Consider the following 26,663-nt stretch of genomic DNA (forward strand, 5'->3'; position numbering starts at 1 on the left):
TCCCACGGAACTGTCCGGAAGGCTCCGCCATGTCCTTTCTCCGGCGGAAGCGGTTCCGGAAACCCTCGCCGGGTACTCATGTTTTAGGAATATTTATTGAATATCCCTACTTTAAGTATAAATTAGTTGGCTAATTTTATGATATTTATTGTATCTCCCACTTTAGAAGATCAGCGGGAGATGCACTTTTTCTTTTTCATTGAGCTGAAAAATCTTGCTGCTATGCTAAGCATAATAATACAAAGGAGTTAGGAACAGTACAGTTCTCTTTCTTATTTATGTGTATAAGCTAGTGCTGCTCCCAATGCCGTGCGATACTCTGCATATTCAGGTATCCAAAAATGGCATTGGTACATTTCTTCCATAACTGGGAATATTTCTTTGCATTGTGGCATTTTGGTCAAATTACCTATTAGGACAAAATCTTTAATGTGGCTATTCAGTGCTGCTAATATGACAGATTGTCCTATTGATTGTAATACCATATGAATGATTCCCGCTGCTACATCTTCCATAGAGGCGTTTGAACTTGCTTTGCCAAATGTGGAAGCGGTGGCATCCAGAGGCAGTCCAGGTAGAGGGGTATTGCAAATATCCTTGATTTGCAGATCAATATTTTCTATTACACCTTTTTCTGCCATCTTTACCACTTGATGAATATTCTGTGTTTTTAACAACAGGCGAGATAGTCCTTGAATGGTTCCTCCGCCAATACCTATACCACCTATGTGAGATATGTTTTTACCTCCTTCCACTTTTACAAAAGAGGTGCCGGTACCCATGCTTACTACAATAAGGTCTTGCAATTGGGAGTCATAGTGAGCTCCAAGACCGTTTGCTAGAAACTCATCCGTATGATCAGTAGAGAGTCCATATAAGGGTTGGTTTACGTAAGCACTTCCCACTCCTGTCAACATGACTTTATCAATGTCGTTTAAGCTGATTCCATTATCATATATGTATTTGCCGAAAGCACCGAATAACGAAGTGATAGGATCTTCGGCTTTTACAATCATAGGATGTTTTATGCCTTCTTTATCCACACCTATTATCTTGGTGGTGCTTCCGCCTACGTCTATACCTATTACCATTCCCATTGTTTTTCTTTGTTTATTTTAAAATAGTGCAAATATACAGGAATTATCTAAGTGGCTATTCATATAGCTTGCAATAATTACCAATTATCTGTTCGGAATGGAGCTACAGGCAGGCCTGATGCTCCGAATAAGGTACCATCAGTATGGTTGGCCCAATTGTATCTTACGGCTACAGGATGAGGTACATCGGGTGATTGTACAATTATTTCTTTCTTTTTTACAGTTACTGTTGCCGGATAAAAAATCCGATCTGTACCTGCGATTATAAATCCGCGTACTGGGTCGGGATGCAAGAATCCTTTTCCTAAGTTTTCAAAATGGATGCGAAGGGTATTTCCTTCGATGCTGTAGCCTTTATAAACCGGATATTGAGGCATTTTTCTTTTTCCGTAAGTTTGCTTTAAAGCTAACTGTGATAGGCGAAGACCTGTTTCCAGAGTACTTTGGAAGGTATCGCTTTTTTCTTTCCCAATATCGGTGGTTACCACCATGCCTGTATGATTCAAGTGTAAAGCCTGTGCTTGTGCTTCACGCATGGCCGCCCAGTCTGAATCATCTTGTGCTTCTTCTTTTTTCTCATGATTGGGCAGTTGCACAAAGTAGAAAGGCATTTGTAGTTTTTGCCATTTATCGCGCCAGTCGGCTATCAATGACATGAATAAGTCTGCATATTCATCGCTGCTTTCCAAATTACTCTTTCCTTGATACCATATAACACCTTGAAGAGGGAAAGAGGTAAGCGGATGTATCATTGCATTGAATAATCCTGTGGGATACTTAGGGTTACTTTCTGGTGAAATGGGTACAGGGGGGATTCCACTTAATGAGAGACCGGATAGGTATTTCCATTCTCCTGCCAATGAGATAGGATCTTTGCCTTTTACACTCAGCTTCATGTCTTCTGGACGGCCATATATTCCTCCTTTGCTTTTGTAATTGGTCACACGTATGGTCAGTACAGCTTTTCCGCGTTTTACCAGCTTATAGGGAATTGTGTAATAGCGGGACGCATCGGCTTTCGTGTTTCGTCCTATTTCAGTCCCGTTATAATATACGATGCTTTCATCGGCAATGTTCCCTAAATTTATTGTGACATTTTTTCTAGCCCAGTTACGTGGAATATCTATCGTTTTTCTGAACCACACTACTCCATCGAAGTCTTTCATTCCCTTATCTTCCCAGTATCCCGGAAGTTCCATTGTTTTCCAGTTCTCATCCGAATAATCAGGTTCCGCCCATACTTGGTGGTCATCGCACCATCCCATATCGTGTTCGTAAAGAGCTTGATACCACTCTTCTCTTTGACGGGCATATTCTGCTTCTATTTTTTCAGGATTGAACCCCAAGGATTCAAGCATTTCAGTTTCTTTGTTGTAACTTGGCAGGTTTTCTAACGCATCATAACTGGCCCATGCTTCTGCAGGAGTATCTTTCCAGGTACAACTTATTATACCTATGGGTACTTTCAGGTTTTTTTGTAACTGACTGGCAAAAAAATATCCGATTGCAGGGAGTCCGGTTATGGTTTCAGATGTACATTCTTTCCAACCTTCTTGTGTAGCATGCAAATCTTTCTTGGGAACTAAAGAGATTTCTTTTTTTGTCTGAAACAGACGGATATAAGGTTGGGAGGGTATATCTATGGGAGTTTCTGTTTCACATTCTCCTGTATACAACCATATTTCGCCAATCAGAATATTTTGCAGTATGTGCTCCTCCCCGTCCGAAATGATAATTTCATAAGGACCTCCGGCAGATGGGGTAGGAACTTCTATTTTCCAATTTCCTTCTTTGTCAGGTGATGTCGTATAGGGATGCTTATTCCATCCCGTTTTTATTATCACTTCTTTTTTTGTAGATGAATGGCCATGAAAAATGACATTCGATTTTTGTTGTAATACCATATTGTCTGTGAATAATGCAGGCAGTGTTACTTTGGCCTCTGCCATACAAAATGCCATTAACATTCCCAATAAGATCATTTGTTTTTTCATAAGTGCCAAGTTTGTTGTGTTATTAAGTTTATAGTATTTATTTATGTTGTATAAGTCCCCGGTCTTTGAATATGAGTTGTACCAGACGGAAAGCCAAATTTGTAAGCAATATTCCCAAGGCCGCACCAATGATGACATCAAACAGCCAGTGACGGTTATTCAGAATGCGGGTAAACCCTGTAACTATAGCTGCTGCGTATGCTACTAATCCTACCCAATATCCTTTGAATCCATATTCCTTATACAATAGGGTAGCTGCCATAAACGCTGCTGCCGTATGTCCGGAAGGAAAAGAGAAATAATTTGTGGCATCCGGGCGAAGCACCCCGGTGGTGAGTTTTAATCCATTTACTACCAGCTGCGTCAGTACGACTGACAAGACTATGAAAGTGAACAGTCGTTTCCATCCGAAATTACCTCTTATTCCTCCCAATTTCAGTCCGAATAGAAGTATGAGTGGAAAAAGTTGCAGATAATTGTCATAAGTTTGATGGAAAGCCGGAGCATGTACATTACGCAAATTACGTATGTATAGATTTGCATTTTCGAAAAAATGGGAGAATGTTCCGCTTCCGTCTTGCAAATACACTGCAATAACAAGTAATACAGCTACGTAAAACGTGATGATTGCCATCATTTTAATTTTTCCTATCATAAGTCAGTTTATTCTACGGATGAATGCCCCGAAAGTACTCATTTTCTCTTTTATCTGTTAATGCGTTAATGATAAATTTTGTTCAAAATAAGTTTCTTTAGGAATCTTATGTTTTAGTCGGTTCTTCCTTCATTTCTCCCTTGCTATATCCGCTAGGACTTATTTTATAGTATTTTTTGAATACCTCGCGGAAATATTTTACATCATTAAACCCGGTCATATCTGATATTTCGGATATATTATACTGTCCTTCGGATAGTAATTGCGCTGCCCGTTTCAGCCGGATCAGGCGGATATAGTCTGCCGGAGCTTGGTCTGTCAATGCTTTTAGTTTATTGTAGAAACTGGAACGGCTCATATTTTGTGAAGCACAGAGTGACTCCACGTTGAAACCTGAATTGTCTAGATTTTCAGTTATTGTTTCTTTTACTGCTTCCAGGAACTGTTGATCCAATGTGTTGCTATAATTTATGGAAATGCTGTCATTGTGTAGTTCCATTTCTGCATATTTGCTACGAAGTAGTGCACGGTTAGTCAGTATATTGGCTATGGATGCTTTTAGTATTCCTATGTTAAAAGGTTTTATCAGGTATTTGTCCGCACCTGTTTCCAACCCTTCAACGATATTCTTTTCGTCATTTAATGCTGTTAGCAGAATTACAGGGATATGAGACGTCAGTATATTATTCTTGATAGCAGAACACAATTCGTCCCCCCGCATTTCGGGCATCATAATGTCCGATAATACTAAATCAGGCTTAAATTCGGGGATGATTTTTAAGGCTTCTTTTCCATTGGTACATGTTTCCACTTGATAAGCTTCGGATAAAGTATGAGACAGATATTCGCGTAGATCGTCATGGTCTTCCACAACCAGGATGCGCTGTGCATTTTGAACATGCTGCCGATACTGATCTTTATAAGTGTGGGGAGAGACTGCACTAGGGGATACTGGTACCACGTTTTCTTGTTGTACCGTTTCTGTCGGAACCTGTTGACTTCGGAATTGTTTTTGGGGGAAGATAACCTTTACGCGGGTGCCTTTATTCTCTACGCTTTCTATGCTGATCTTTCCTTTATGAATACGTACCAGTTTCCACACTAACATCAGTCCGATTCCACTGCCTGTAATTTTTGCATTGATGGCATTGCTGCCCCTGAAGTGTAACTTAAATAACTTTTTCTGTTCTTTGGCAGGAATCCCGATGCCCGTGTCCGTAATCTCCAGACTCCAGTTGTCCTTGTCATGGCGGGTGATAATGTGTACCTCACCGTGGGCGGGAGTATATTTGATGGCATTTGAAATCAGATTTTTTGTGATCGAGTCCATCTTTTCTTTGTCGAACCATACATTTTGATATTCAAAGTTGCTTTTGTAGTCGAGTTTGATCTGTTTGGCTTCTGCATAACTATAAAAGGCATGGTATATTCCTTCCATATAGGTATTAAGTTCGTGTTCCGATATACGAAGGGAGGAGGAGTACACATTGGCTTTGCTGAAGTTTATCAGATTGGTGGTGAGGCGTATCAAAGTGTCCACGTTCTTCATGGCTGTAAGCATATTGGCCTGACTTTCTTCACTTAAATTTTCTTTTTGTTGAATTTCTTCCAAAGGTGCCTTTATCAGTGTCAGCGGAGTACGGATATCATGCGCTGTATTGATAAAGAACCGAGTTCTTTCATCCGAGGCCTTTTTTTCTCTGCGCATGGAATGAAGGCGGAAAATGACGTATGTTGCTAAAATGATAGTCAGGACATAAATACAAATAGCCCAAAAACTGAGCCACACGGGATGTGCTACAGTTATTTTCAATATCCGCTCCTGCAACACGTGTTTATTATCCTCTTTGGAAACGGAACGTACACGCAGTGTATAGGTGCCGGGAGCAACATTAGTAAATCGGATAGTTCCTTCGTCACTGGGAGTAGTCCAGCCATCGTAGAATCCTTCCAACTGCCAGGTATATAGTATGTCCGACGGATAATCGTAATTGATAGAGGATACTCGGATGGAAAATGTATTTTGCATATATTTCAGATTCAATTTCTCTATTTGGTCGATATCTTTAGTCAGAGGAGAGTTTGGATCATTGGGATATACAGTTTGGTAGAAAATACGGAAATCGCTGAATATCATATGTGAATCTCCTGTTTTGGGCATCTCTATGTTTGGGGGGAATTCCAGTGCACCGTCTGTACTTCCGAATACGGTGTTCCCATTGGCACGTAGTACGCCGGAGCCGGCATTGAAACAGGTGGACATCAACCCTTGTCCGCGAGTCCAGTTGCGGAACTGGCGGTTGGTAGGCGAGAAAATACTGATACCATTTTCGGTACTCATCAAGATATTCCCGTCTTTTGTGGGTAGAATAACATAAATGCTGTTTGATACTAACGGGCTGTTTCCTGTATGGTAATGGGCGCTGATTGATTCTTTTACCGGATCATAAGTAAATAGTCCGGAACCACTGGTGCCAATGTAGAGTAAACCATTGTCTTCTTGGTGTAACGTATAAATGTAGGTCGCTCCACCGGGCAGAGGTATTTCATGGTATTTGCCCGAATTCCGGTCCAGTAGAAAAAGATTGGTGGAGGTACCTATCCACATAGATGTACTGTCCTTTTCTTCAATGGCAGTAACAGAACCTAGTCCGGGATAAAGACGTCCTTGGCGTGTCTTCAGATTAAAGCATTTCAGATTATAATATCCTCCGGACCATATACACCCGTATCTGTCCTTTTTAATGTCGCGTATGTATTTGTCGGCACGTACATTCAGATGGAAGGATTGGGCAGGGGTGAGGTATTCTATGTTTCCGTTTTTCTTGGTAATCTGGAAAATGCCCGATGCATATCCTCCCGCCCATATAATACCCGGAGAGACTTCGCATAAAGTAATAAAAATGCGGTTCTGATTTTTTAGTCCGTGATTGAAAGAGCTTAGGAAAGAACGCCATTGCTTTTGCTTTGAATCGTATAAGCTGATGCCGTTGCTTGTTCCAAACCACAGATCCCCGTCACTGTCTTCTATAATGGAGTTTACTTGGTTGTTTACTAGTGACTGCCGGTTGCCAATAGAGTGCTTTATCCAGTTGTAGTTGGTATATTGGTTATTGCGGACGGTAATTCCCGTAGGATAGTTGGACAGCCAGATACGCTGCTCGTTGTCTACATATACATCATTGATAATGTTTCCGTCCATTTCGTTGTAACTACCATAGTTTGCAATGATATAAGGATCTGTTTCATAGGTGTCTATGTTTAACTTGTGTACTCCTGCTCCTTCAGTGGCTACTAATAACTCCTTTGTGTTCAAAGGACTGATCCGTGTAATATTCACATCTGTCAGTTCTACTTCGGGACGTACAATTTTCTGGCTGTTCAAGTCATATATATAGACTCCCTTTTCAAAAGTGCCTATAAATAGTTTGTTGGCTGTACGGTGTAGATATAATTCATGTACGTGCATATCCATCATTCCCAGTTTGCCGCAGGAGAGCTCTTTTAAATTCCCGTTTTCCAGTTTTGCCAGATAGATTCTTTTGTCTGTACCTATAAAGAAATGTTCACTGTTTATCTGTTCTATGCAGGTGATATTTCCCAGTCGGTTAGAGATTCGTTGCTTTTGTCCGGATTCTATGTTAAAAAGGTGGATAGCCGATTTGCCGCACAGCCATACGTTATCCTCCTGGTCTATGTAACTATATCTCACGAAAGCATGGTAGTCCTTATTCCAGTAATTGTACATACTGTATATCTGTACAAAACGGTCGTGGCCTGAATCATAACGAAAAATTCTGCCTTGTTTTCCTGTGACCAGTAGTGTACCTGTTTTATCTAAAAAAGTCCAGTTTATATTCAATAACGGGTCTAGTTCCCTGTTACCTTCTCTTAATTTATAATGTTTTATTTCTTTTCCGTTATATTGGTCTATCCCCACATGGGTAAGGAACCACATATATCCACGAGCATCTTTCTGAATTTTGTATATTTTCTGATTGCTTAGTCCTTCTTCTATGCCAATGTATTTATAAGTCTGCGATGAGACGGTTAATGACAGTAGTAAAAAAATGAGACTTGTGATAGTAGCTTTCATAAAACTCTTTATTCTAAATCTTTTCTTTTTTCAAAAAACAGTAACAAAATTAAGATAAAAAAATCATAGGATTAGTAATTTGAGATGAGCTAAATTTCGGTAAAATTATCCCTTTGTTCGCCTATGGCTCGCTTGTGTGAATATAAGAAATATAAATGGAAGAAGGTTTGTAACATAACTGTCAGATGATTATGTTTTCTTAACAAAACTTCGTGCAGCATTATGGTATGGCCTGCATTTCTTTCAATAGAAAGGACTTATAAACTAGAATAATTAACTAAGTAAAGAAAAGCACAATGAAAAAGTTTTTTGGTTTTAATAAATTGCTTGCGTCTGTAGCGGTACTTGCTTCTGTGATGATCTTTCAATCCTGTTTGGATGATGATGATAATGATTATTATAGATATGCGTTGCCCAATGCACTGGTTACTGTGAAACCGGTGGCCGACAATTCATTTTTTATGCAGTTGGATGACAGTACGACACTGTTACCTGTCAATATGAAAAATTCTCCCTATGGTGAGAAGGAAGTAAGGGCCCTTGTAAATTTCGATCCGGTGAATGAGTCAAGCGGAGAGTATGACAAGGCTGTACATATCAACTGGATAGACAGTATCTTGACAAAACCGATTGCCGGTGATTTAGGAGATAAGAATGATGAAGTATATGGTACTGACCCTGTAGATATGATTAACGATTGGGTAACAATTGCCGAGGACGGTTATTTGACTTTGCGTTTCAGAACCATGTGGGGGAATCGCAGTCAAGCTCATATTGTCAATTTGTTGATGAGTAAAGATGCTGAAAATCCTTATGAGGTAGAATTCCGTCATAATGCTTTTGGTGATGTATATGGTGAACCTGCCGACGGACTGGTGGCATTTAATTTGGATTCCTTGCCTGACACTGAAGGAAAAACAGTGAAGCTGAAATTAAAATGGAAATCATTTAACGGAGAGAAAACTGCGGAATTTGATTATTGTACCCGTAAGTCAACTCCTGCAAACAGTGCAGCCATTACAGCCGGACGAAGTGTCTTGAGATTAAAATAAGGTTTAATAACTGAGGTGCAATTTCAATCCCTCCTGTTCTATGTGGTATAGAGCCGGAGGGATATTTTTTTGCTTTATTCGCTCATCCATATCCCTAGCATTACTCCGAGGATACCCAATACCACACTACCGATGATGTAGGTGAAAAAAGAGGGGTAGAGTCCTGATTTCAGTAATTGCAGACTTTCGTTGCTGAAAGTGGAAAAAGTAGTGAAGCCACCGCAAAATCCGATAGTGAGCATCAGTCTTATATCATTGTTGATATGAATGCGTGAGGTGAGGGTATAGAATACCCCGATCAGTATGCAACCCAAAATATTGACTGCGAAAGTACCCCACGGAAAATTCGTTGTTCCCTGGCGATAAATGCTTATGGTAAGCAGGTAGCGAAGTACACTTCCTGTACCTCCTCCCAAGAAGATGAGTAATAGTGATTTCATAAATGCTACATTTTAATGCAAAAATAGCAATGATTATTCATTCAGAGCCAAACTTTTTTCGTAATTTTGCACCCTAAACGAAAAATACGCAAAAAGGAATGGGTGGTTTTTTTGGAACAGTCTCAAAGGCTGAATGCGTCACCGACTTATTTTACGGGACGGACTATAATTCACATTTAGGAACAAAAAGAGGTGGTTTGGCTACGTATGCCCAAGGAGAGGGATTTATGCGTTCTATCCACAATTTGGAGAGTTCTTATTTCCGCACGAAGTTTGAATCTGAACTTCCAAAGTTCAAAGGTAGTTCGGGTATCGGCATTATCAGTGATACGGACCCGCAGCCTATCGTGATAAACTCGCATCTGGGCAAGTTCGCCATCGTCACAGTAGCTAAAATCAATAACATTACGGAATTGGAACGCGACTTGCTGGCAGCTAATATGCACTTTTCTGAAATGAGTCTTGGCAAGACGAATCAGACGGAGCTGATCGCATTGCTTATTGTGCAAGGGAAAAATTTTGTAGATGGTATAGAGAATGTCTTTAATAAAATCAAAGGATCATGCTCCATGCTGATATTGACGGAAGATGGTATTATAGCAGCACGTGACAAATGGGGGCGTACTCCGATTGTGATAGGTAAAAAAGAGGGTGCGTATGCTGCGACAAGTGAATCAAGCAGTTTGCCGAATCTGGATTATGAAATAGAGAAATATGTAGGACCGGGCGAAATTATTCGCTTGCGTGCCGACGGAATGGAACAAATGCGCAAGCCGAACGAAGGAATGCAGATTTGTTCTTTTTTGTGGGTATATTATGGATTTCCTGTTTCATGCTATGAAGGGAAAAATGTAGAGGAAGTACGTTTTATGAGTGGTTATAAAATGGGGCAGAAGGACGATTCGGAAGTTGATTGTGCCTGCGGTATTCCTGATTCGGGAGTAGGCATGGCATTGGGGTATGCTGAAGGCAAAGGAATTCCTTATCATCGTGCTATTGCCAAGTACACACCCACCTGGCCTCGTAGTTTTACTCCTGCCAATCAGGAAATGCGTTCACTGGTAGCAAAAATGAAGCTGATACCTAATCGTGCAATGCTGGAAGGTAAGCGCGTGTTGTTCTGTGACGATTCTATAGTGCGTGGAACCCAACTTCGTGATAATGTGAAAATTTTATTTGATTATGGTGCCAAAGAGGTTCATATGCGCATTGCTTGTCCGCCATTGATTTATGGATGCCCTTTCATTGGTTTCACTTCTTCAAAAAGTGATTTGGAATTGATAACCCGCCGGATGATTAAGGAGATTGAAGGCGATGAAAATAAGAATCTGGAAAAATATGCAACGACAGATTCGCCGGAGTATAAGAAGATGGTGCAAATGATTGCCGACCGCTTCGGTTTGAGCTCCTTGAAATTCAATACTTTGGAAACTTTGGTAGAAGCGATAGGATTACCAAAATGTAAGGTATGTACCCATTGTTTTGATGGTTCCAGTTGCTTCTAATAACAAAATAATAAAATATTAATGAAAAAGAGCCGTGATTTGTTTGGCAATTCACGGCTCTTTTTCTATTTTTACAGGCAAGTATGAATATTAAAACAAAAAGAAAAATGACGGTAATAGAACGATTTTTAAAATATGTAAGCTTCGACACTCAGTCTGATGAGAATAGCGGGGCTACCCCCAGTACACCGAAGCAGATGGTGTTTGCACAATATTTAAGATCTGAATTGGAACAATTGGGCTTTCAGGAAATTTCTTTGGATGAGAATGGTTATCTGTTTGCCACATGGCCGGCCAATACGGATAAACCGGTTCCTACCATCGGATTTATTGCACACATGGATACCAGTCCCGATATGACGGGTGCGGGAGTCACCCCACGCATTGTCTATGGTTATGACGGAACGGATATTGTATTATGCGAAGAAGACAACATTATACTTTCTCCCAAGCAATTTTCCGAACTGTTGGATCATAAAGGGGAGGATCTTATTGTAACCAACGGCAAAACATTGTTGGGAGCTGATGACAAGGCGGGTATTGCTGAAATCATCTCGGCTATGGTATATTTGAAAGAACATCCTGAAATCAAGCATGGAAAAATTCGTGTGGGATTTAATCCTGATGAAGAAATAGGCTTGGGTGCACATAAATTTGATGTGGAGAGATTCGGATGCGAGTGGGCATATACGATGGATGGTGGTGAAGTAGGGGAGTTGGAGTTTGAAAACTTTAATGCCGCTTCTGCGAAAGTGATTATTAAAGGACGTAACGTACATCCGGGATATGCAAAGGATAAAATGATCAACTCCTTGCGTGTAGCTAATGAGTTTGTGTCTTTACTGCCTACGGACGAAGTGCCCGAATGTACTGATGGTTATCAGGGATTCTATCATTTGATTGGCATGACGGGTGAAGTAGAGCAGACTACCATCTCTTATATAATCCGTGATCATGACCGTGCCAAGTTTGAGGCATGCAAGGAAAATATGAAAAAGTGGGCGGAAATCATCAATAAGAAATATGGAGAAGGCACCGTTACATTGGAATTGAAAGACCAGTATTACAATATGCGTGAGAAAATTGAGCCGGTGATGCATATCATTGATATCGCTTTCAAGGCTATGGAAGAGGCGGGCGTGACACCTAAGGTGAAGGCTATCCGCGGTGGAACGGATGGTGCACAACTTTCATTCAAGGGATTGCCTTGTCCCAATATTTTTGCCGGCGGCTTGAATTTTCATGGCAGATATGAGTTCGTGCCAATCCAGTCTATTGAGAAAGCCATGAAAGTGGTGGTGAAAATCGCTGAATTGGTGGCAAGATAAGTAATTTATTAACCTTAAAATAGTAAAGTAATAACATGAAAACAACTCCGTTTACCGAAACACACATTGCCTTGGGGGCGAAAATGCACGAATTTGCAGGTTATAATATGCCTATTGAATATTCGGGAATTATTGATGAACATCTTACTGTATGTAATGCCGTAGGTGTTTTTGATGTATCCCATATGGGTGAATTTTGGGTAAAAGGTCCTAATGCGTTGGAGTTTTTGCAGCAAGTGACTTCAAACAATGTGGCAACTTTGCCCGTCGGTAAAGCGCAATATACTTGTTTCCCTAATGAGGAGGGAGGTATTGTTGATGACCTGTTGGTATATCACTATGAATCCGAAAAATACTTGTTGGTGGTAAATGCGGCCAATATTGAGAAAGACTGGAACTGGTGTGTCAGCCATAACACAGTGGGTGCGGAATTGGAAAATGCATCCGACCGTATGGCACAGCTTGCTATTCAGGGACCGAAGGCTATGGAAGTTTTGCAAAAACTGACTCCGGTCAACTTGTCTGAAATTCCTTATTATGCTTTTACCACAGGTGAGTTCGCCGGTCAGAAAGATGTGATTATTTCGAATACCGGTTATACCGGTGCAGGTGGTTTCGAGCTTTATTTTTATCCCGAAGCTGGTCAGGCTATCTGGAAAGCAATTTTTGAAGCAGGTGCTCCTGAAGGGATTAAACCTATCGGGCTAGGGGCTCGTGATACATTACGTTTGGAAATGGGCTTTTGCCTGTATGGTAATGATTTGAGTGATACCACTTCTCCGTTGGAAGCAGGATTGGGCTGGATTACCAAATTTGTTGAAGGAAAGAATTTCACTTCACGTGCTTTACTTGAAAAGCAGAAAGCCGAAGGATTGAAACGCAAGCTGATTGCTTTTGAAATGGTAGACCGTGGTATTCCCCGTCATGGTTATGAACTGGTAAATGCTGATGGAGAGAAAATAGGTGAAGTAACTAGTGGAACCATGTCTCCAATGCGTAAGATTGGTATCGGTATGGGATATGTTCAGACCGCTTACACAGCATTAGGTACTGAAATATTTATTGATGTGCGCGGACGCAAGCTGAAAGCTGTAGTAGTAAAGGCCCCGTTCAGAAAATAAATCGAAAGCCGGAAAAGAGAACGCTGATAACAAAGAAAACGCGGATATTCAAGAAATCTGAATATTCGCGTTTTCTTTATATGGCTGATATACATTTACGGTTAGTTCCTTTTCATAAAAACAGCTTTTAATGCAAAATTAATAATAGGATGAAGAATATGATAAATAGATAATTCTTAATTTTGCAATCAAAAATTTATTAGCTATGTCTGAATTGGCTCCATTGATAAGTGATTTGGCTTTGATTCTGATCTGCGCCGGTGTCATGACGCTCGTCTTTAAACGGTTAAAGCAACCTCTTGTTCTCGGCTATATCGTAGCCGGCTTTTTGGCAAGTCCCCATGTTCCTCTTACTCCGTCGGTCATTGATGTGGCCAATATCCATACATGGTCGGAGATTGGTGTGATATTCTTGTTGTTCGCTCTAGGGTTGGAATTTAGTTTCAAGAAACTGGTGAAGGTAGGGGGGACGGCGGTCATTGCGGCGTGTACCATTATATTTTGTATGATATTGGTTGGGATTTTTGTAGGGTGGTCTTTCGGGTGGCAACGCATGGACTGTCTGTATTTGGGAGGTATGTTGGCCATGTCTTCCACGACTATTATCTATAAGGCTTTTGATGATTTGGGATTGAGGCAGCAACGGTTTGCCGGTTTGGTTCTTAGTATTTTGATATTGGAAGATATATTGGCTATTGTTTTGATGGTTATGTTGAGTACAATGGCAGTGAGTCAGAATTTCGAGGGCAGTGAAATGGTATATAGCATTGCCAAATTATTATTCTTCCTTATATTGTGGTTTGTGGTAGGTATTTATATCATTCCTACATTTTTGAAGCGTTCCCGCAAGTGGATGGCAAATGAAACATTGCTGATTGTTTCGCTGGCATTGTGCTTCGGTATGGTAGTTGTGGCGGCCAAGGTTGGATTTTCGGCTGCGTTTGGAGCTTTTATAATGGGGTCTATTTTGGCAGAAACGGTAGAGGCCGAAAATATAGAGAAGCTTGTGGCCCCTGTAAAGGATTTGTTTGGAGCCATTTTCTTTGTATCTGTGGGAATGATGGTAGACCCTGCCATGATTGTAGAATATATATGGCCCATTGTGATTATTACATTGGCCATTCTGCTTGGACAGGTTATTTTTGGTACAGGTGGTGTGATTTTGTCGGGACAGCCGTTGAAAGTTGCCATGCAATGTGGCTTCAGTCTGACCCAGATTGGTGAATTTGCATTTATTATCGCTTCGTTGGGGGTAAGTCTGAAAGTAACCAGTGATTTCTTATATCCTATTGTGGTGGCTGTTTCGGTCATTACCACATTTCTGACCCCGTATATGATACGTTTGGCGATACCTGCTTATCATATAGTAGAGAAACGTCTGCCCGGCAAATGGAAAAAAATGCTTGAGCGTTATTCATCGGGATCACAAACGGTGAATCATGAAAACAATTGGAAGAAATTGTTGGTTGCCATAGCTAGGATCGTAGCTGTTTATTCTGTATTGTGTATAGCTATGATTACACTTTCATTCCATTTTATTATTCCATTGTTCCGGGCTAGTCTGCCTGTCTTTTGGGCCAATCTGGCAGGAACTGTTTTTACTATCGTCTGCATCGCACCTTTCTTGCGTGCCATTATCATGAAAAAAAACCACTCTGTAGAGTTCCAGGCGTTATGGCAGGATAGCCGTTTCAACCGGGCTCCCTTAATTTCTACCATTTTACTCCGTATAGTGATAGCTGTCATGTTTGTGATGTTTGTTATAGAGAAACTTTTTCAGACTTCCACGACTTTGCTGATCGGTATAGCCGTTGTTTTGGTAGGTATGATGATGTTCTCGCGATGGCTGAAGAAGCAATCTATATTCATGGAGCGTACTTTTATTCAGAATTTGCGTTTCAGAGATGTGCATGCTGAGTTCACAGGTCAGAAGCGTCCTGAGTATGAAGGACATTTGTTGTCCCGCGACTTACATCTTTCGGATTTTGAGATACCTGCGGATTCCTTATGGGCGGGATATACATTAAGAGAGCTGAATTTGGGGCATAAATACGGAGTACATGTGGCATCTATCATTCGTGGAATGCATCGTATTAATATTCCGGGGGCGAATGTACGTCTGTTTCCCGGTGACACCATACAGGTAATCGGTACGGATGAGCAGTTGGGCGAGTTTGCCCGTCAGGCAGAAAGAGTATCAGCCGCCGCTGAAGAGGAAGATTTGGAAAGGCGTGAAATGAATCTGAAACAGTTCATTATAGATCGTAACTCATTTTTCTTGGGTAAAAATATCAAAGAAAGTGGTATCCGGGATGAGTACAAATGTCTGGTGGTAGGCGTCGAAAAAGAAGATAGTACGCTGATGATCCCTGATATCAATGTACCTTTTACGGAAGGAGATGTGGTATGGGTGGTAGGCGAACGGGATGATGTGTACCGTTTGTTGGGTAAGAAAGAAAAAGAGGAAGAATAATTAATTTTAATACATAAGAAAACCATGAAAAGTGATCCTAAAGATTGTCTGTATTGTCAGAACAATGAGACATTGCACAATTTAATGATTGAAATAGCGCCACTGAGTGTTTCACGCGTATTCCTGTTTAAGGAACAAACCTATCGCGGACGTTGCCTTGTTGCTTATAAAGATCATGTAAACGACTTGTTTGAACTGAGTGATGAAGAACGTAATGCATTTATGGCAGATGTAGCCCGTGTGACCCGTGCTATGGACAAGGCTTTCCACCCTGAAAAAATAAATTACGGAGCATATAGTGACAAACTTTCTCACCTGCATTTTCATCTGGCTCCCAAGTATGTGGACGGACCTGATTATGGAGGTGTATTTCAGATGAATCCGGGAAAAGTTTATCTGACTGATGCGGAATACCAAGAAATGATTGAAGCTATAAAGAAAAATCTGTAGTAGTGAAATGATTAACAGATAGATAGTAGTTAATGGCTAGTGATTAATAGCAGATGCGTACACCTACAATCACTAACCATTAATCACTATCTATTCTTGTTCTTCGAAATCAAATTCAAAGTCGAAGTCATCATCACCGAAATATTCAGGAGTAATGAATTCTTCCATGCTGCGACGGTCCTTCTTGGTGGGACGCCCTGTTCCGCGGGCGCGATCAACAAAACCGCTGATTCTGCTCATTTCCAGTAATTCATATTGCTCCGGAGTCGTTACATTCTCCAGAATTTCAGGAACCAATTTGGCACCTATACGTTTCTCTATTGCCTGTAAAACTTTAAATGAGTACGTGACAGGCGGTTTCTTTACCTGTATCACTTCTCCCGGCTTTATCATTCTCGACGGCTTCACCTGAGTACCGTTGATGGAAACCCGTCCTTTCTTGCATGCTTCGGCAGCGATAGTACGGGTCTTGAATATACGTGAGGCCCACAGCCATTTATCAATTCTTGCTTCAGCCATTACTTTTTATTGTATTGGTTCATTGTTATACTGATGCCTGCCAGACAAAAACTCTTAATTATGTCGCAAGCCGTTGCTACACGTTCGTCCATGGTCTTCAAATCTTCATCAGTGAAGTGACCTAATACAAAATCTATTTGTCCGCCACGGGGAAAATCGTTGCCGATACCAAAGCGCAGACGGGCATAATCCTGTGTACCCAGCGTAGCAGCTATATGTTTCAAACCATTGTGTCCGGCATCGCTGCCTTTTCCTTTCAGGCGTAGTGTACCGAAAGGAAGGGCGAGGTCGTCCACCACTATCAACACATTTTCCAACGGAATGTTTTCTTTCTGCATCCAGTAGCGCACTGCATTTCCACTCAGGTTCATGTAAGTAGACGGTTTCAGCAGGATAAGCTGGCGTCCTTTGAGCGAGAGGGTGGCAGTAGCCCCATAACGTCCGTCGGTAAAAACAAGATTGGACGCCTTTGCAAGGGCGTCCAATACTGTGAATCCTATGTTGTGACGGGTATTTCGGTATTCTTCACCTATATTACCCAGTCCTGTAATCAAATATTTCATTGATAAGGATTAAAAGGTTACTGATTATTTGCCGGCAGTTGCAGCAGCACCACGAGCGGCACGAGTCAATTTAACTGCACAAACAACGGCTTCTTTAGCGTTAATCAATTCCAAACCTTCATAGCTTAATTCGCCCACTTTGACAGTCTTGCCCAGACCCAAAGAAGTTACATCAACAACCAGACGTTCAGGAATTACATTGTATAAAGCTTTCACTTTCAGTTTACGCAATTGTAATGCCAATTTACCACCGGCACGTACACCTTCTGCCAAACCTTCCAGCTGAACAGGAACTTCCATAACGATGGGTTTAGCTTCATCAATCTGATAGAAGTCAACGTGAAGGATTGCATCCGTTACAGGATGGAACTGGATATCTTTCAAAATAGCGTTTACTATTTTACCGTCAATGTTCAAGTCTACAACATAGATGTGCGGTGTGTATACCAAGTTACGGAGTCCTTCGGTGGGCACGGAGAAGTGAGTAGCTACGGGCAAGCCGTTTTCGTCTTTCTGCACTCCATACAATACACAAGGAACACCATTGTTCTTACGCAATTCGTGAGTTGCTTTCTTTCCTACGTCTGTTCTGACAGTACCTTTAATTTCAATTGATTTCATTGTTTTTTAATTTTTTGTGTTACTCTAAATTAAGTTGATCTTATTGCTTAATTCGCCATCACACGATGTGGTATATCACACGATGAGCTTGAAAAAGCGGTGCAAAATTACTGCTTATTTCCGACTTGACAAAAAGAAAGCACAATTTTTTTATCATTGTGCTTTCTTTATCGGTTGGAATCAGAAATCGATATCTATTTTAATTTCATTCGGACTAAGCGGCTTGTGAGCGTCTTCGGTCGTTTCCTGTTCTTCATTTTCAGTGTGATGAGGTTCAATAGGACCTTGCTCTTCGGCAATAAACTGTATAGCCTGTTGTAAACCGTTCATGAACTTCTCAAAATCTTCTTTATATAGAAAAATCTTATGTTTTTCGAAGCTTACTTGCGAGTCATCACCTTCTCCCGAAACAATCTTCTTGCTTTCGGTAATAGCCAAAAACATTTCATCTTTTCGGTTTTTCTTCACATCTAAATAATAAATACGTTTGCCGGCTTTAATTGCTTTTGAAAAAACAATTTCTTTGTCACCATCCACTACACTTTTCTTTTTATAATCTTCCATAACTTAAGTATCTTTATAAATCGGCTTCAAAATTGGACATTTTTTTTAAATGGGCAAAGAATTTGCGGATAAACTTCGATGAAAAAAGCGATTTAGATAGCTCTATGTAAATTTTACATTAAAAAATGTAATTATGTTATGTAAAATCAATGAAAATACCTACTTTTGCAACTCCTTAATAATTTTATGTGAATTATGATAAATAGAGTTCTTATTCGTCTTAAGATAGTTCAGATAGTCTATGCTTATTATCAGAACGGAGGCAAAAACTTGGATACAGCGGAAAAAGAGTTATTTTTCAGCCTTTCTAAAGCGTATGACTTATACAACTATCTGCTGCTTTTAATGGTAGAGGTAACTAAACAGGCTAACAAACGACTGAATGCTGCGAAAAACAAACTGGTCCCTACTAAGGAAGAATTGTTTCCCAACACCAAATTTGTGGAAAACCGCTTTATTGCACAGCTGGAGGTAAACAAACAGCTGCTGGAGTTTTCGAACAATCAGAAGAAAACTTGGGAGAATGAAGCTGATTTCGTAAAGACTTTATGTGATAAAATCTTAGAAAGCGATATATATAAGGAATATATGGCCAGTGAGACTTCTTCGTATGAGGAAGACCGTGAATTGTGGCGCAAGCTATATAAAAATATTATTTTCAATAATATCGAACTGGATCAGGTTTTGGAGGACCAAAGTTTGTATTGGAATGATGATAAGGAAATCGTGGATACCTTTGTGTTGAAGACCATCAAGCGTTTCGATGAGAAGAATGGTGCAAAACAGGAATTGTTGCCGGAATTTAAAGATGAGGAGGATCAAGACTTCGCGCGCCGTTTGTTCCGTCGTACTATCTTGAATGCCGATTATTATCGTCATCTGATTAGCGAAAATACAAAGAACTGGGATTTAGACCGTGTGGCTTTCATGGATGTGGTCATTATGCAGATCGCTTTGGCTGAAATCCTGAGTTTTCCCAATATCCCGGTCAGCGTTTCACTGAATGAGTACGTGGAAATAGCCAAACTGTACAGCACTCCGAAAAGCGGTGGCTTTATTAACGGTACTTTGGATGGAATCGTTAATTCATTAAAAAAAGAGAATAAGCTAACAAAAAATTAATATCTTTGTTTGTTATTGAAGAATAACGGTATTATAAACTAAAAAACATAGAAAGTATGAACTTATTATTTGTATTTCTGCAGGCAGGGGGTGGAGGAGATTACTCTTTCCTTATTATGATGGTAGCCATTTTCGCTATTATGTACTTCTTCATGATTCGTCCTCAGAATAAAAAACAGAAAGAAATTGCTAATTTCCGCAAGAACCTGGAAGTGGGTCAGGAAGTGATCACTGCAGGTGGTATATACGGAAAGATAAAAGAAATAGAAGATAATACGGTTGTTTTGGAAATAGCGTCAGGCGTTAAGATTAAAATTGATAGAAATTCTATCTTCGCTAATGCTGCATCCAACCAACAACAGGCAAAGTAAATGACATAACAACATGTTCGACAAAAGGAACATACGTATTTACTATTTAAAGACTTTAGAGAGAATCAGAAGCTTCCTGCTTAGCCGTAATAGCAGGGAGTTCCTGATTTTCTTGTTTTTTGTATTTGTATCTTTCTGCTTTTGGTTGCTTCAGGTGTTAAATGATGATTATGAAACGGAATTCTCCGTTCCGTTACGGTTGAAGAATGTACCTAGTGATGTGGTGCTGACCTCCGAACTTCCTGACGAACTGCGTATTGGCGTGAAAGACAGGGGAACTGTATTGGCTAACTATATGCTGGGACAGACATTCTATCCCATTGTTGTGGACTTTAAGGACTATGAGGATAAAGGAAGTCGTGTCCGGATTCCGGTTTCAGCTTTAATGAAAAAGATTTCGGTCCAGTTGAATCAGACAACCAAATTGCTGACCATACGGCCGGATACTGTGGAGTTTATTTATACAAAAGGGAAGGCAAAGAAGGTGCCCGTGAAATTGCAAGGCAAGGTGGCTTTGGACCGTCAGTATTATATCTCGGATATCATTTACTCGCCGGATTCAGTGATGGTTTATGCTCCTCAAGAGATTTTGGATACCATCACGGCTGCTTATACACAGGCATTGAACTTTGAAGATGTGGCAGACACCGTTCGTCGCAGGGTGAATCTGGCCGATGTACGTGGAGCGAAATTCATTCCCTCTTTTGATGATGTGACTTTATTGGTAGATATTTACGCTGAAAAAAGTGTGGAGGTGCCTATACGTGGCATCAATTTTCCGCCCGATAAAGTACTTCGCACTTTTCCCTCCAAGGTTCAGGTGACTTTTCAGGTAGGTCTGAGTCATTTCAAGTCCATCACTTCCGAGGATTTCTTTATCGGGGTGACTTATGAGTCTTTGTTGAACAATAAGGGGGAGAAGTGTCCGGTCAATCTCAAATCCATCCCCCGATATGTGAACCACGTCCGTTTGAATCCCAAGGAGGTGGATTATTTGATAGAACAACGAATTAAATTCAATGATTAAGATAGCGGTTACCGGTGGCATCGGCAGTGGAAAATCATACATTTCCCATTTGCTGGAGAATATGCATATCCCAGTGTATAATGCGGATAATGAAGCGAAACGCCTTACTGTTTTCGATGCCGGAATTCGTGGGGAACTGATTGCTTTGTTAGGTGAGGAGGTTTATAAGGATGGTCTGTTAAACAAGCCGTTGCTGGCTTCCTATCTGTTTTCCAATCCGGCGCATGTGCTCCAAATCAATTCCATTATCCATCCCCGGGTACGGAAAGATTTTACCGTATGGGTGGAACGTCAGGAAAAGTGTGAGATAGTGGGTATGGAATCGGCTATTTTGTATGAGGCCGGTTTTCAGGATACGGTAGATGCGGTAATAATGGTCTATGCACCTGTAGAACTGCGTATACAGCGTGCCATGTATCGTGACGGAGCCAGCGAGGAACAAGTCCGGGCACGTATTGCTGCCCAGATGGATGATGAAGAAAAGCGTCGGCGGGCCGATTTCACGGTGGTGAATGACGGGGTGCAATTGCTCATACCCCAGTTGAACAGAATAGTAGAACAATTAAAAACCGAAAAATTCATACTATAAATTTGGGAGTTTCATTGGTGAATTGTACTTTTGCTTCCTCAAACCATAAATATAAAATAGAATAGTATGTTAAAGACCATTTTATCAATCGCGGGCAAACCGGGATTATATAAATTGATTTCTCAAGGAAAGAACATGTTGATTGTAGAAACAGTTGACGCGGCTAAGAAAAGAGTTCCTGCTTATGCTCATGACAAAGTTATCTCATTGGCGGATATTGCTATGTACACAGATGCAGAAGAAGTGCCTTTGAGCGAAGTGCTGGAAGCGGTAAAGAAGAAAGAGAATGGAGCGGTTGCTTCTATCAATTATAAAAAAGCATCAGCCGATGAGTTGCATGCTTATTTTGCAGAAGTTTTGCCAAATTATGATCGTGACCGTGTCCATAACGGAGATATCAAGAAACTGATTTCATGGTACAATATTTTGGTAAACAATGGTATTACTGAATTTGTAGAAGCTCCGGCAGATTCTGCTGACAAAGTGGAAGAAGCTGTTGCTGAATAATTGAAATAAAGCGAAAGGGAAAGGCCTGTCAAGTAGATTGTAAACTGCTTGACGGGCTTTTTGTTTACCGGCATTATTGGTAAAAAAAGTATGTGTACTTCATTGGCGAAATAACACCACTTACTTTGCCGATGAAGTACACATACTTTGTCTATGAACATATATTACCTTTTTCAGTGGGATACGGTCGTTTATAATGCCCTGTAGAGAATATCCTGAAAAATCCTTCATAAGCTTCAGCCCCTCCGCAAACACCCTGCCCGTCGGCATTCCGGCTGAAGGATATACCTCACGAAATGTTTCAGCCGGAAAATATCCTTCAGAACAACCACTCCTCCGAAAATAAAACCGGCTGAAACATTTCCACTTGGCTGAAGGATTCCATAACCTCAATCCTTCAGCCGGAATGCCGACGGGCAGGGTGTTTGCGGAGGGGCTGAAAGATCTGAAGGAAAAATAAGGCGTTTCGGCATGTAGATACCGTTATGGAAAAAAACAACAGGTCAAATTTTAAAAAGCTCTTGTTCTTTCAATGAAAACGTCTTGTTCTTTTTTTTAAAGACCTTGTTCTTTTCAGAAAAGAACAGGACGTTTGAGAGGTTAGTAACCTGCATGCCGGAAAGTTAGTAACGTGTGGGGCGACACGTTACTAATGTGTGGGCTGTAAGATTAGTAATGTTACAGGTGAAAGATTATATATCTTACAAGTGATACATATCATACAGGTATGAAGTTTCAGTATATGTTTGATAATAAAACAGTAGGTTATCTTTTTTTACGATTATCCAGTTCAATGAACTCTTTTCGGATGAATAAGTTTCTTATGTTTTTCAATATTGTAAAAATATACCAGTCTACACAGGCTGTTCTGAATCTTGCCGTATTTCAGTTTTCTTTTTCTTATACAAAAATGAAAAAAGGAAGTAGAGATGGCTGATTAAACTGTTTTATGAGCTTATTGCCGTTTTTTAGCTATTGGAAACATATTGGTTAAGGAAATATTCAAAATATTGCAGATAGAGGGCTATAGTTAACGAAAAAAGGGGTGCATGATGAACACCCCTTTTGCTTAGTAAAGATAAGACCTTATCTTTACTGGTTGTTTGTAACATTCTAGTTGCGGAATTTTAATCCGTCACCCGCTGTTTCTACGATAATCGGTTTGCTTCGGTCCACTTCCTGTGACAATAGCTTTTTGGACAAATCATTCAGCAAATAGCGTTGGATGGCACGTTTCACGGGACGGGCACCGAATTCGGGATCATAGCCTGTGCTGGCAATGAAACGGACGGCCTCATCGGTCATTTCCAAAGTAATGCCGTTGCCGGCCAGCATATTCTTGATACCGTTGATTTGTAACATCACAATCTGTTCTATCTCTTCTCTGTTCAAAGGCAAGAACATGATTGTTTCATCTATACGGTTCAGAAACTCCGGCCGTATCGTTTTTTTCAACATGGACATTACCTCTTTCTTCGTCTCTTCAATCACCACTTCGCGATTCTCGTCATTAATCTTTTCGAACTGGCTTTGAATGTATGCGCTGCCCAGATTGGAAGTCATGATGATAATTGTATTCTTGAAGTTTACCGTACGTCCCTTGTTGTCAGTCAGACGTCCGTCATCCAAAACTTGCAGCAGAATATTGAACACATCGGGATGTGCTTTTTCTATTTCATCAAACAATACCACAGAGTATGGTTTGCGTCGGACGGCTTCTGTCAACTGACCGCCTTCATCGTAACCTACGTATCCGGGAGGCGCTCCGATCAGACGGGATACAGAGTGTTTCTCCTGATATTCGCTCATGTCGATACGCGTCATCAGACTCTCGTCATCAAACAGGTAGTCGGCCAATGCTTTGGCAAGTTCTGTCTTACCTACACCGGTAGTACCCAGGAAGATGAATGAACCTATCGGACGTTTCGGGTCCTGTAATCCGGCACGGCTACGGCGTACGGCATCGGATACGGCTGCTATGGCTTCATCCTGACCTACCACACGCAAATGTAATTCTTGCTCCAGATGAAGCAATTTGTCACGTTCGCTTTGCAGCATCTTGTTGACCGGTATCCCTGTCCACCGTGAAACAACATCGGCAATGTCCTCAGCGGTAACTTCTTCCTTTATCATGGCACTGTCACCCTGCTTGTGTTTCAGGTCTTCTTGAATATCCTTGATCTCGTTCTCTAAAGCCTGTAATTTTCCATAACGGATTTCGGCTACTTTACCGTAATCTCCCTCACGTTCCGCTTTCTCGGCTTCAAATTTCAATTGTTCTATTTCCTGCTTGTTTTGCTGAATCTTGTTGACCAGTTCCTTTTCACTCTGCCATTTGGCTTTGTAAGAGGTTTCCTGTTCTTTCAGTTCGGCAATCTCTTTATTCAGTTGTTGTAATTTCGGCTCGTCTTTTTCACGTTTGATGGCCTCACGTTCAATTTCCAGTTGTTTCAGGTGACGTGAGATTTCATCCAGTTCTTCAGGCACGGAATCACGTTCCATACGCAATTTGGCAGCAGCTTCATCCATCAGGTCAATAGCCTTGTCCGGAAGGAAACGTTCGGTAATGTAACGGTTACTCAATTCTACAGCGGCAATGATGGCTTCATCTTTGATACGTACCTTGTGATGGTTTTCGTAACGTTCTTTCAATCCACGGAGAATGGAGATGGTGCTCAGCGTGTCCGGTTCGGCTACCATAACGGTTTGGAACCGGCGTTCCAATGCCTTGTCCTTTTCGAAGTACTTCTGATATTCGTCCAAAGTAGTGGCTCCGATGCTGCGGAGCTCACCACGGGCCAAGGCGGGTTTTAATATATTGGCGGCATCCATGGCACCTTCACCTTTACCGGCTCCGACCAAGGTATGGATTTCATCGATAAACAGGATGATGCTGCCTTCGGCTTTGATTACTTCATTGACAACAGATTTCAGACGTTCTTCAAATTCACCTTTGTATTTGGCTCCGGCAACCAGTGCGCCCATATCCAATGAGAAGATTTGTTTGTTCTTCAAGTTGTCGGGTACATCACCTCGGATGATACGGTGTGCCAAGCCTTCAACAATGGCGGTCTTACCGGTACCCGGCTCACCGATTAAAATCGGATTATTCTTGGTACGGCGGCTTAATATTTGTAATACCCTACGTATTTCTTCATCACGCCCGATAACCGGATCAAGTTTTCCGCTGCGGGCAGCCTCATTCAAATTAATGGCATATTTGCTTAAGGATTGATAAGTGTCTTCACTGGATTGTGAAGTTACTTTTTCACCTTTACGTAGTTCTGCTATGGCGGAGCGCAGCTCTTTGTCTGTCATTCCCGCGTCTTTCAATATGGTAGCGACAGTACTCTTTACATTCAACAAGGCTAGGATAATAGCTTCCAGTGAAACGAATTCGTCACCCATCTCTTTGGAATACTGTACGGCTCTTTGTAATATCTCGTTGCTTTCACGGCTAAGGTAAGGTTCTCCTCCCGAAACCTTAGGCAGCGAGTCAATTTGCTTGTCGATGACCAATGCGATCTGCTGGGCGTTCATTCCCAATTTCTGGAAAATGAAGTTGGTGACGTTTTCACCTACTTTCAGTACTCCGGCCAACAGATGCACAGGCTCGATAGCTTGCTGTCCGCGGGCTTGAGTTATGTTCACCGCTTGTTGCACTGCCTCCTGTGATTTAATTGTGAAGTTGTTAAAATTCATATTGTATCTCCTTTCTAAATATTATTCAAATACCTATTGAAAACGTAACTGTCACTGCTTTGTTCAGTGGCTTTTGCGATTTCATTTGATAATCGTCAAATAGTTTGCCAAAAAGAAAAAGAAAGCTAATGAAGTAAAATAAGAAGACAAAATGGCAGGCTTTCCGGCTTTTAAATGAAAAAAAGTCCGAATTGTACACAAAAAGGCAGATAACTCTTTTTGCAAGCAGATGATAATTGCTATCTTAGCATCGAAATCATAAAATGAAAACGAGATGACAAATGAAATAAAGTTTGCAGATACTGTAATTCTGGTGGATGTAGCCTATGTAGACAGGGTGGCGGGTGATTTATCCAAACATTTTGGTGACGTGGTGGGCCGTAAGTTGCCGAAAGCGGATTTACCGGTGTTGTTGGAATGTCTGTCACTGGATAGTGGAATACCCTTGGGGGAGAATGCAGTTCAGGTATTATTTATTTATGACGAGGAAAGTAAGAAAATGGATGCTTTTCAGCCGTCGGATTTGGAAAAGGAATTAAATAACGTGGCTTTCAAAAGCCAGTTGGGAGAGTTTGCACTTTATTCTTTCGAACCATCGGATATGGCTAGTCGCGAAGAGTTGTTTCTGGAGTCTTTGAGAGTGGTGGTTGATGCAAAAGAGGTGAAACGGGTGATTATTGTCCCTGCCGAAGAAGAATATGGAGATAAAGTTCCTGCTATATTAAATAAGGTGGACGGAAAAGAAAAAATGACGGTATTCGGTATGAATCCTCCAACCAGTGAAGTCGCTTATCAGTGGGAGATGTTTGGATTCGCTGTTTTACAGTCGTTAGGAATTAAAGCAGACGAACTATAATCATTAAAAAA

The 26,663-nt window shown here is 41.0% G+C and carries 22 protein-coding genes; 12 read left to right on the plus strand and 10 right to left on the minus strand.

Translation table 11 applies throughout. The features are described from left to right. Positions 1-272: 272 nt before the first annotated feature. The 4 genes from coaW to AB5062_RS16650 form a co-directional block, all read right to left on the minus strand. Complete coding sequence (gene coaW / locus AB5062_RS16635) at positions 273-1,097, minus strand: type II pantothenate kinase (RefSeq protein ID WP_005852264.1); 825 nt, start codon at positions 1,095-1,097, stop codon at positions 273-275. A gap of 77 nt (positions 1,098-1,174) precedes the next feature. Continuing rightward, entirely contained in the window at positions 1,175-3,091 is a 1,917-nt protein-coding gene (locus tag AB5062_RS16640) for a sialate O-acetylesterase (protein WP_032952635.1), read from the minus strand. 37 nt (positions 3,092-3,128) lie between these two features. Continuing rightward, a complete protein-coding gene (locus tag AB5062_RS16645) occupies positions 3,129-3,746 on the minus strand; it encodes a phosphatase PAP2 family protein (protein WP_032952634.1) in 618 nt (205 codons plus the stop codon). 106 nt (positions 3,747-3,852) lie between these two features. Further along, entirely contained in the window at positions 3,853-7,842 is a 3,990-nt protein-coding gene (locus AB5062_RS16650; protein ID WP_032952633.1) for a response regulator, read from the minus strand. Between the two features lie 296 nt (positions 7,843-8,138). On the opposite strand from AB5062_RS16650, the gene AB5062_RS16655 reads away from it, so the two are divergent. Further along, positions 8,139-8,894, plus strand: coding sequence for a NigD-like protein (locus AB5062_RS16655; RefSeq protein ID WP_032952632.1), 756 nt, complete (start codon positions 8,139-8,141; stop codon positions 8,892-8,894). 74 nt (positions 8,895-8,968) lie between these two features. Here the strand turns inward: AB5062_RS16655 and crcB are convergent, their stop codons facing one another. Beyond that, a complete protein-coding gene (crcB, locus tag AB5062_RS16660; RefSeq protein ID WP_032952631.1) occupies positions 8,969-9,334 on the minus strand; it encodes a fluoride efflux transporter CrcB in 366 nt (121 codons plus the stop codon). A gap of 98 nt (positions 9,335-9,432) precedes the next feature. Between crcB and AB5062_RS16665 the strand changes: the two genes are divergently transcribed. From AB5062_RS16665 to AB5062_RS16685, 5 genes are all read left to right on the plus strand, one after another. Beyond that, positions 9,433-10,839 (plus strand): amidophosphoribosyltransferase, encoded by a 1,407-nt coding sequence (locus tag AB5062_RS16665; protein WP_005841679.1) that lies wholly within the window; start codon positions 9,433-9,435, stop codon positions 10,837-10,839. A gap of 107 nt (positions 10,840-10,946) precedes the next feature. Further along, complete coding sequence (pepT, locus tag AB5062_RS16670; RefSeq protein ID WP_368326921.1) at positions 10,947-12,167, plus strand: peptidase T; 1,221 nt, start codon at positions 10,947-10,949, stop codon at positions 12,165-12,167. A gap of 35 nt (positions 12,168-12,202) precedes the next feature. Further along, positions 12,203-13,288 carry a glycine cleavage system aminomethyltransferase GcvT gene (gene gcvT / locus AB5062_RS16675; RefSeq protein WP_005841683.1) on the plus strand — a complete coding sequence of 362 codons (1,086 nt, stop codon included), beginning with the start codon at positions 12,203-12,205 and terminating at the stop codon, positions 13,286-13,288. 205 nt (positions 13,289-13,493) lie between these two features. Continuing rightward, entirely contained in the window at positions 13,494-15,761 is a 2,268-nt protein-coding gene (locus AB5062_RS16680; protein ID WP_368326922.1) for a cation:proton antiporter, read from the plus strand. Between the two features lie 24 nt (positions 15,762-15,785). Continuing rightward, positions 15,786-16,211: an HIT family protein gene (locus AB5062_RS16685; protein ID WP_005852253.1), complete on the plus strand. Its 426-nt coding sequence runs from the start codon at positions 15,786-15,788 to the stop codon at positions 16,209-16,211. A gap of 90 nt (positions 16,212-16,301) precedes the next feature. Here the strand turns inward: AB5062_RS16685 and AB5062_RS16690 are convergent, their stop codons facing one another. The 4 genes from AB5062_RS16690 to AB5062_RS16705 form a co-directional block, all read right to left on the minus strand. Next, entirely contained in the window at positions 16,302-16,730 is a 429-nt protein-coding gene (locus AB5062_RS16690; protein WP_005841630.1) for an RNA-binding S4 domain-containing protein, read from the minus strand. Next, on the minus strand, positions 16,730-17,293 hold the full coding sequence (gene pth / locus AB5062_RS16695; protein ID WP_005841628.1) for an aminoacyl-tRNA hydrolase: 564 nt from the start codon (positions 17,291-17,293) through the stop codon (positions 16,730-16,732). Before pth ends, AB5062_RS16690 begins: the two co-directional genes overlap by 1 nt. Before the next feature lie 24 nt (positions 17,294-17,317). After that, positions 17,318-17,914, minus strand: coding sequence for a 50S ribosomal protein L25/general stress protein Ctc (locus tag AB5062_RS16700; protein WP_005841626.1), 597 nt, complete (start codon positions 17,912-17,914; stop codon positions 17,318-17,320). A 180-nt stretch (positions 17,915-18,094) separates the two neighbouring features. Beyond that, on the minus strand, positions 18,095-18,478 hold the full coding sequence (locus tag AB5062_RS16705; RefSeq protein ID WP_005841624.1) for a PUR family DNA/RNA-binding protein: 384 nt from the start codon (positions 18,476-18,478) through the stop codon (positions 18,095-18,097). 195 nt (positions 18,479-18,673) lie between these two features. Here AB5062_RS16705 and nusB point away from each other — a divergent pair, with 195 nt between their 5' ends. The 5 genes from nusB to AB5062_RS16730 all read left to right on the plus strand — a co-directional run bounded on the left by nusB (position 18,674) and on the right by AB5062_RS16730 (position 22,094). Continuing rightward, the gene (gene nusB / locus AB5062_RS16710; protein ID WP_005841621.1) at positions 18,674-19,600 is read left to right on the plus strand and encodes a transcription antitermination factor NusB; all 927 of its coding nucleotides are present in this window, start codon (positions 18,674-18,676) and stop codon (positions 19,598-19,600) included. Between the two features lie 56 nt (positions 19,601-19,656). After that, a complete protein-coding gene (yajC, locus tag AB5062_RS16715) occupies positions 19,657-19,971 on the plus strand; it encodes a preprotein translocase subunit YajC (protein ID WP_005841619.1) in 315 nt (104 codons plus the stop codon). Positions 19,972-19,984: 13 nt separating this feature from the next. Continuing rightward, a complete protein-coding gene (locus AB5062_RS16720; RefSeq protein ID WP_005852250.1) occupies positions 19,985-20,998 on the plus strand; it encodes a CdaR family protein in 1,014 nt (337 codons plus the stop codon). Then, a complete protein-coding gene (coaE, locus tag AB5062_RS16725) occupies positions 20,991-21,587 on the plus strand; it encodes a dephospho-CoA kinase (RefSeq protein ID WP_012055912.1) in 597 nt (198 codons plus the stop codon). Before AB5062_RS16720 ends, coaE begins: the two co-directional genes overlap by 8 nt. Before the next feature lie 66 nt (positions 21,588-21,653). Next, the gene (locus tag AB5062_RS16730; protein WP_012055911.1) at positions 21,654-22,094 is read left to right on the plus strand and encodes a DUF5606 domain-containing protein; all 441 of its coding nucleotides are present in this window, start codon (positions 21,654-21,656) and stop codon (positions 22,092-22,094) included. Between the two features lie 1,113 nt (positions 22,095-23,207). Here AB5062_RS16730 and clpB read toward each other — a convergent pair. Further along, positions 23,208-25,796 carry an ATP-dependent chaperone ClpB gene (gene clpB / locus AB5062_RS16735; protein ID WP_012055909.1) on the minus strand — a complete coding sequence of 863 codons (2,589 nt, stop codon included), beginning with the start codon at positions 25,794-25,796 and terminating at the stop codon, positions 23,208-23,210. 274 nt (positions 25,797-26,070) lie between these two features. On the opposite strand from clpB, the gene AB5062_RS16740 reads away from it, so the two are divergent. After that, a complete protein-coding gene (locus AB5062_RS16740; RefSeq protein WP_005841605.1) occupies positions 26,071-26,652 on the plus strand; it encodes a DUF6621 family protein in 582 nt (193 codons plus the stop codon). Positions 26,653-26,663: the final 11 nt, after the last annotated feature.

The sequence above is a fragment of the Phocaeicola sp. RTP21359st1_B8_RTP21360_211022 genome, assembly GCF_040911965.1.
Lineage (GTDB): Bacteria > Bacteroidota > Bacteroidia > Bacteroidales > Bacteroidaceae > Phocaeicola > Phocaeicola vulgatus.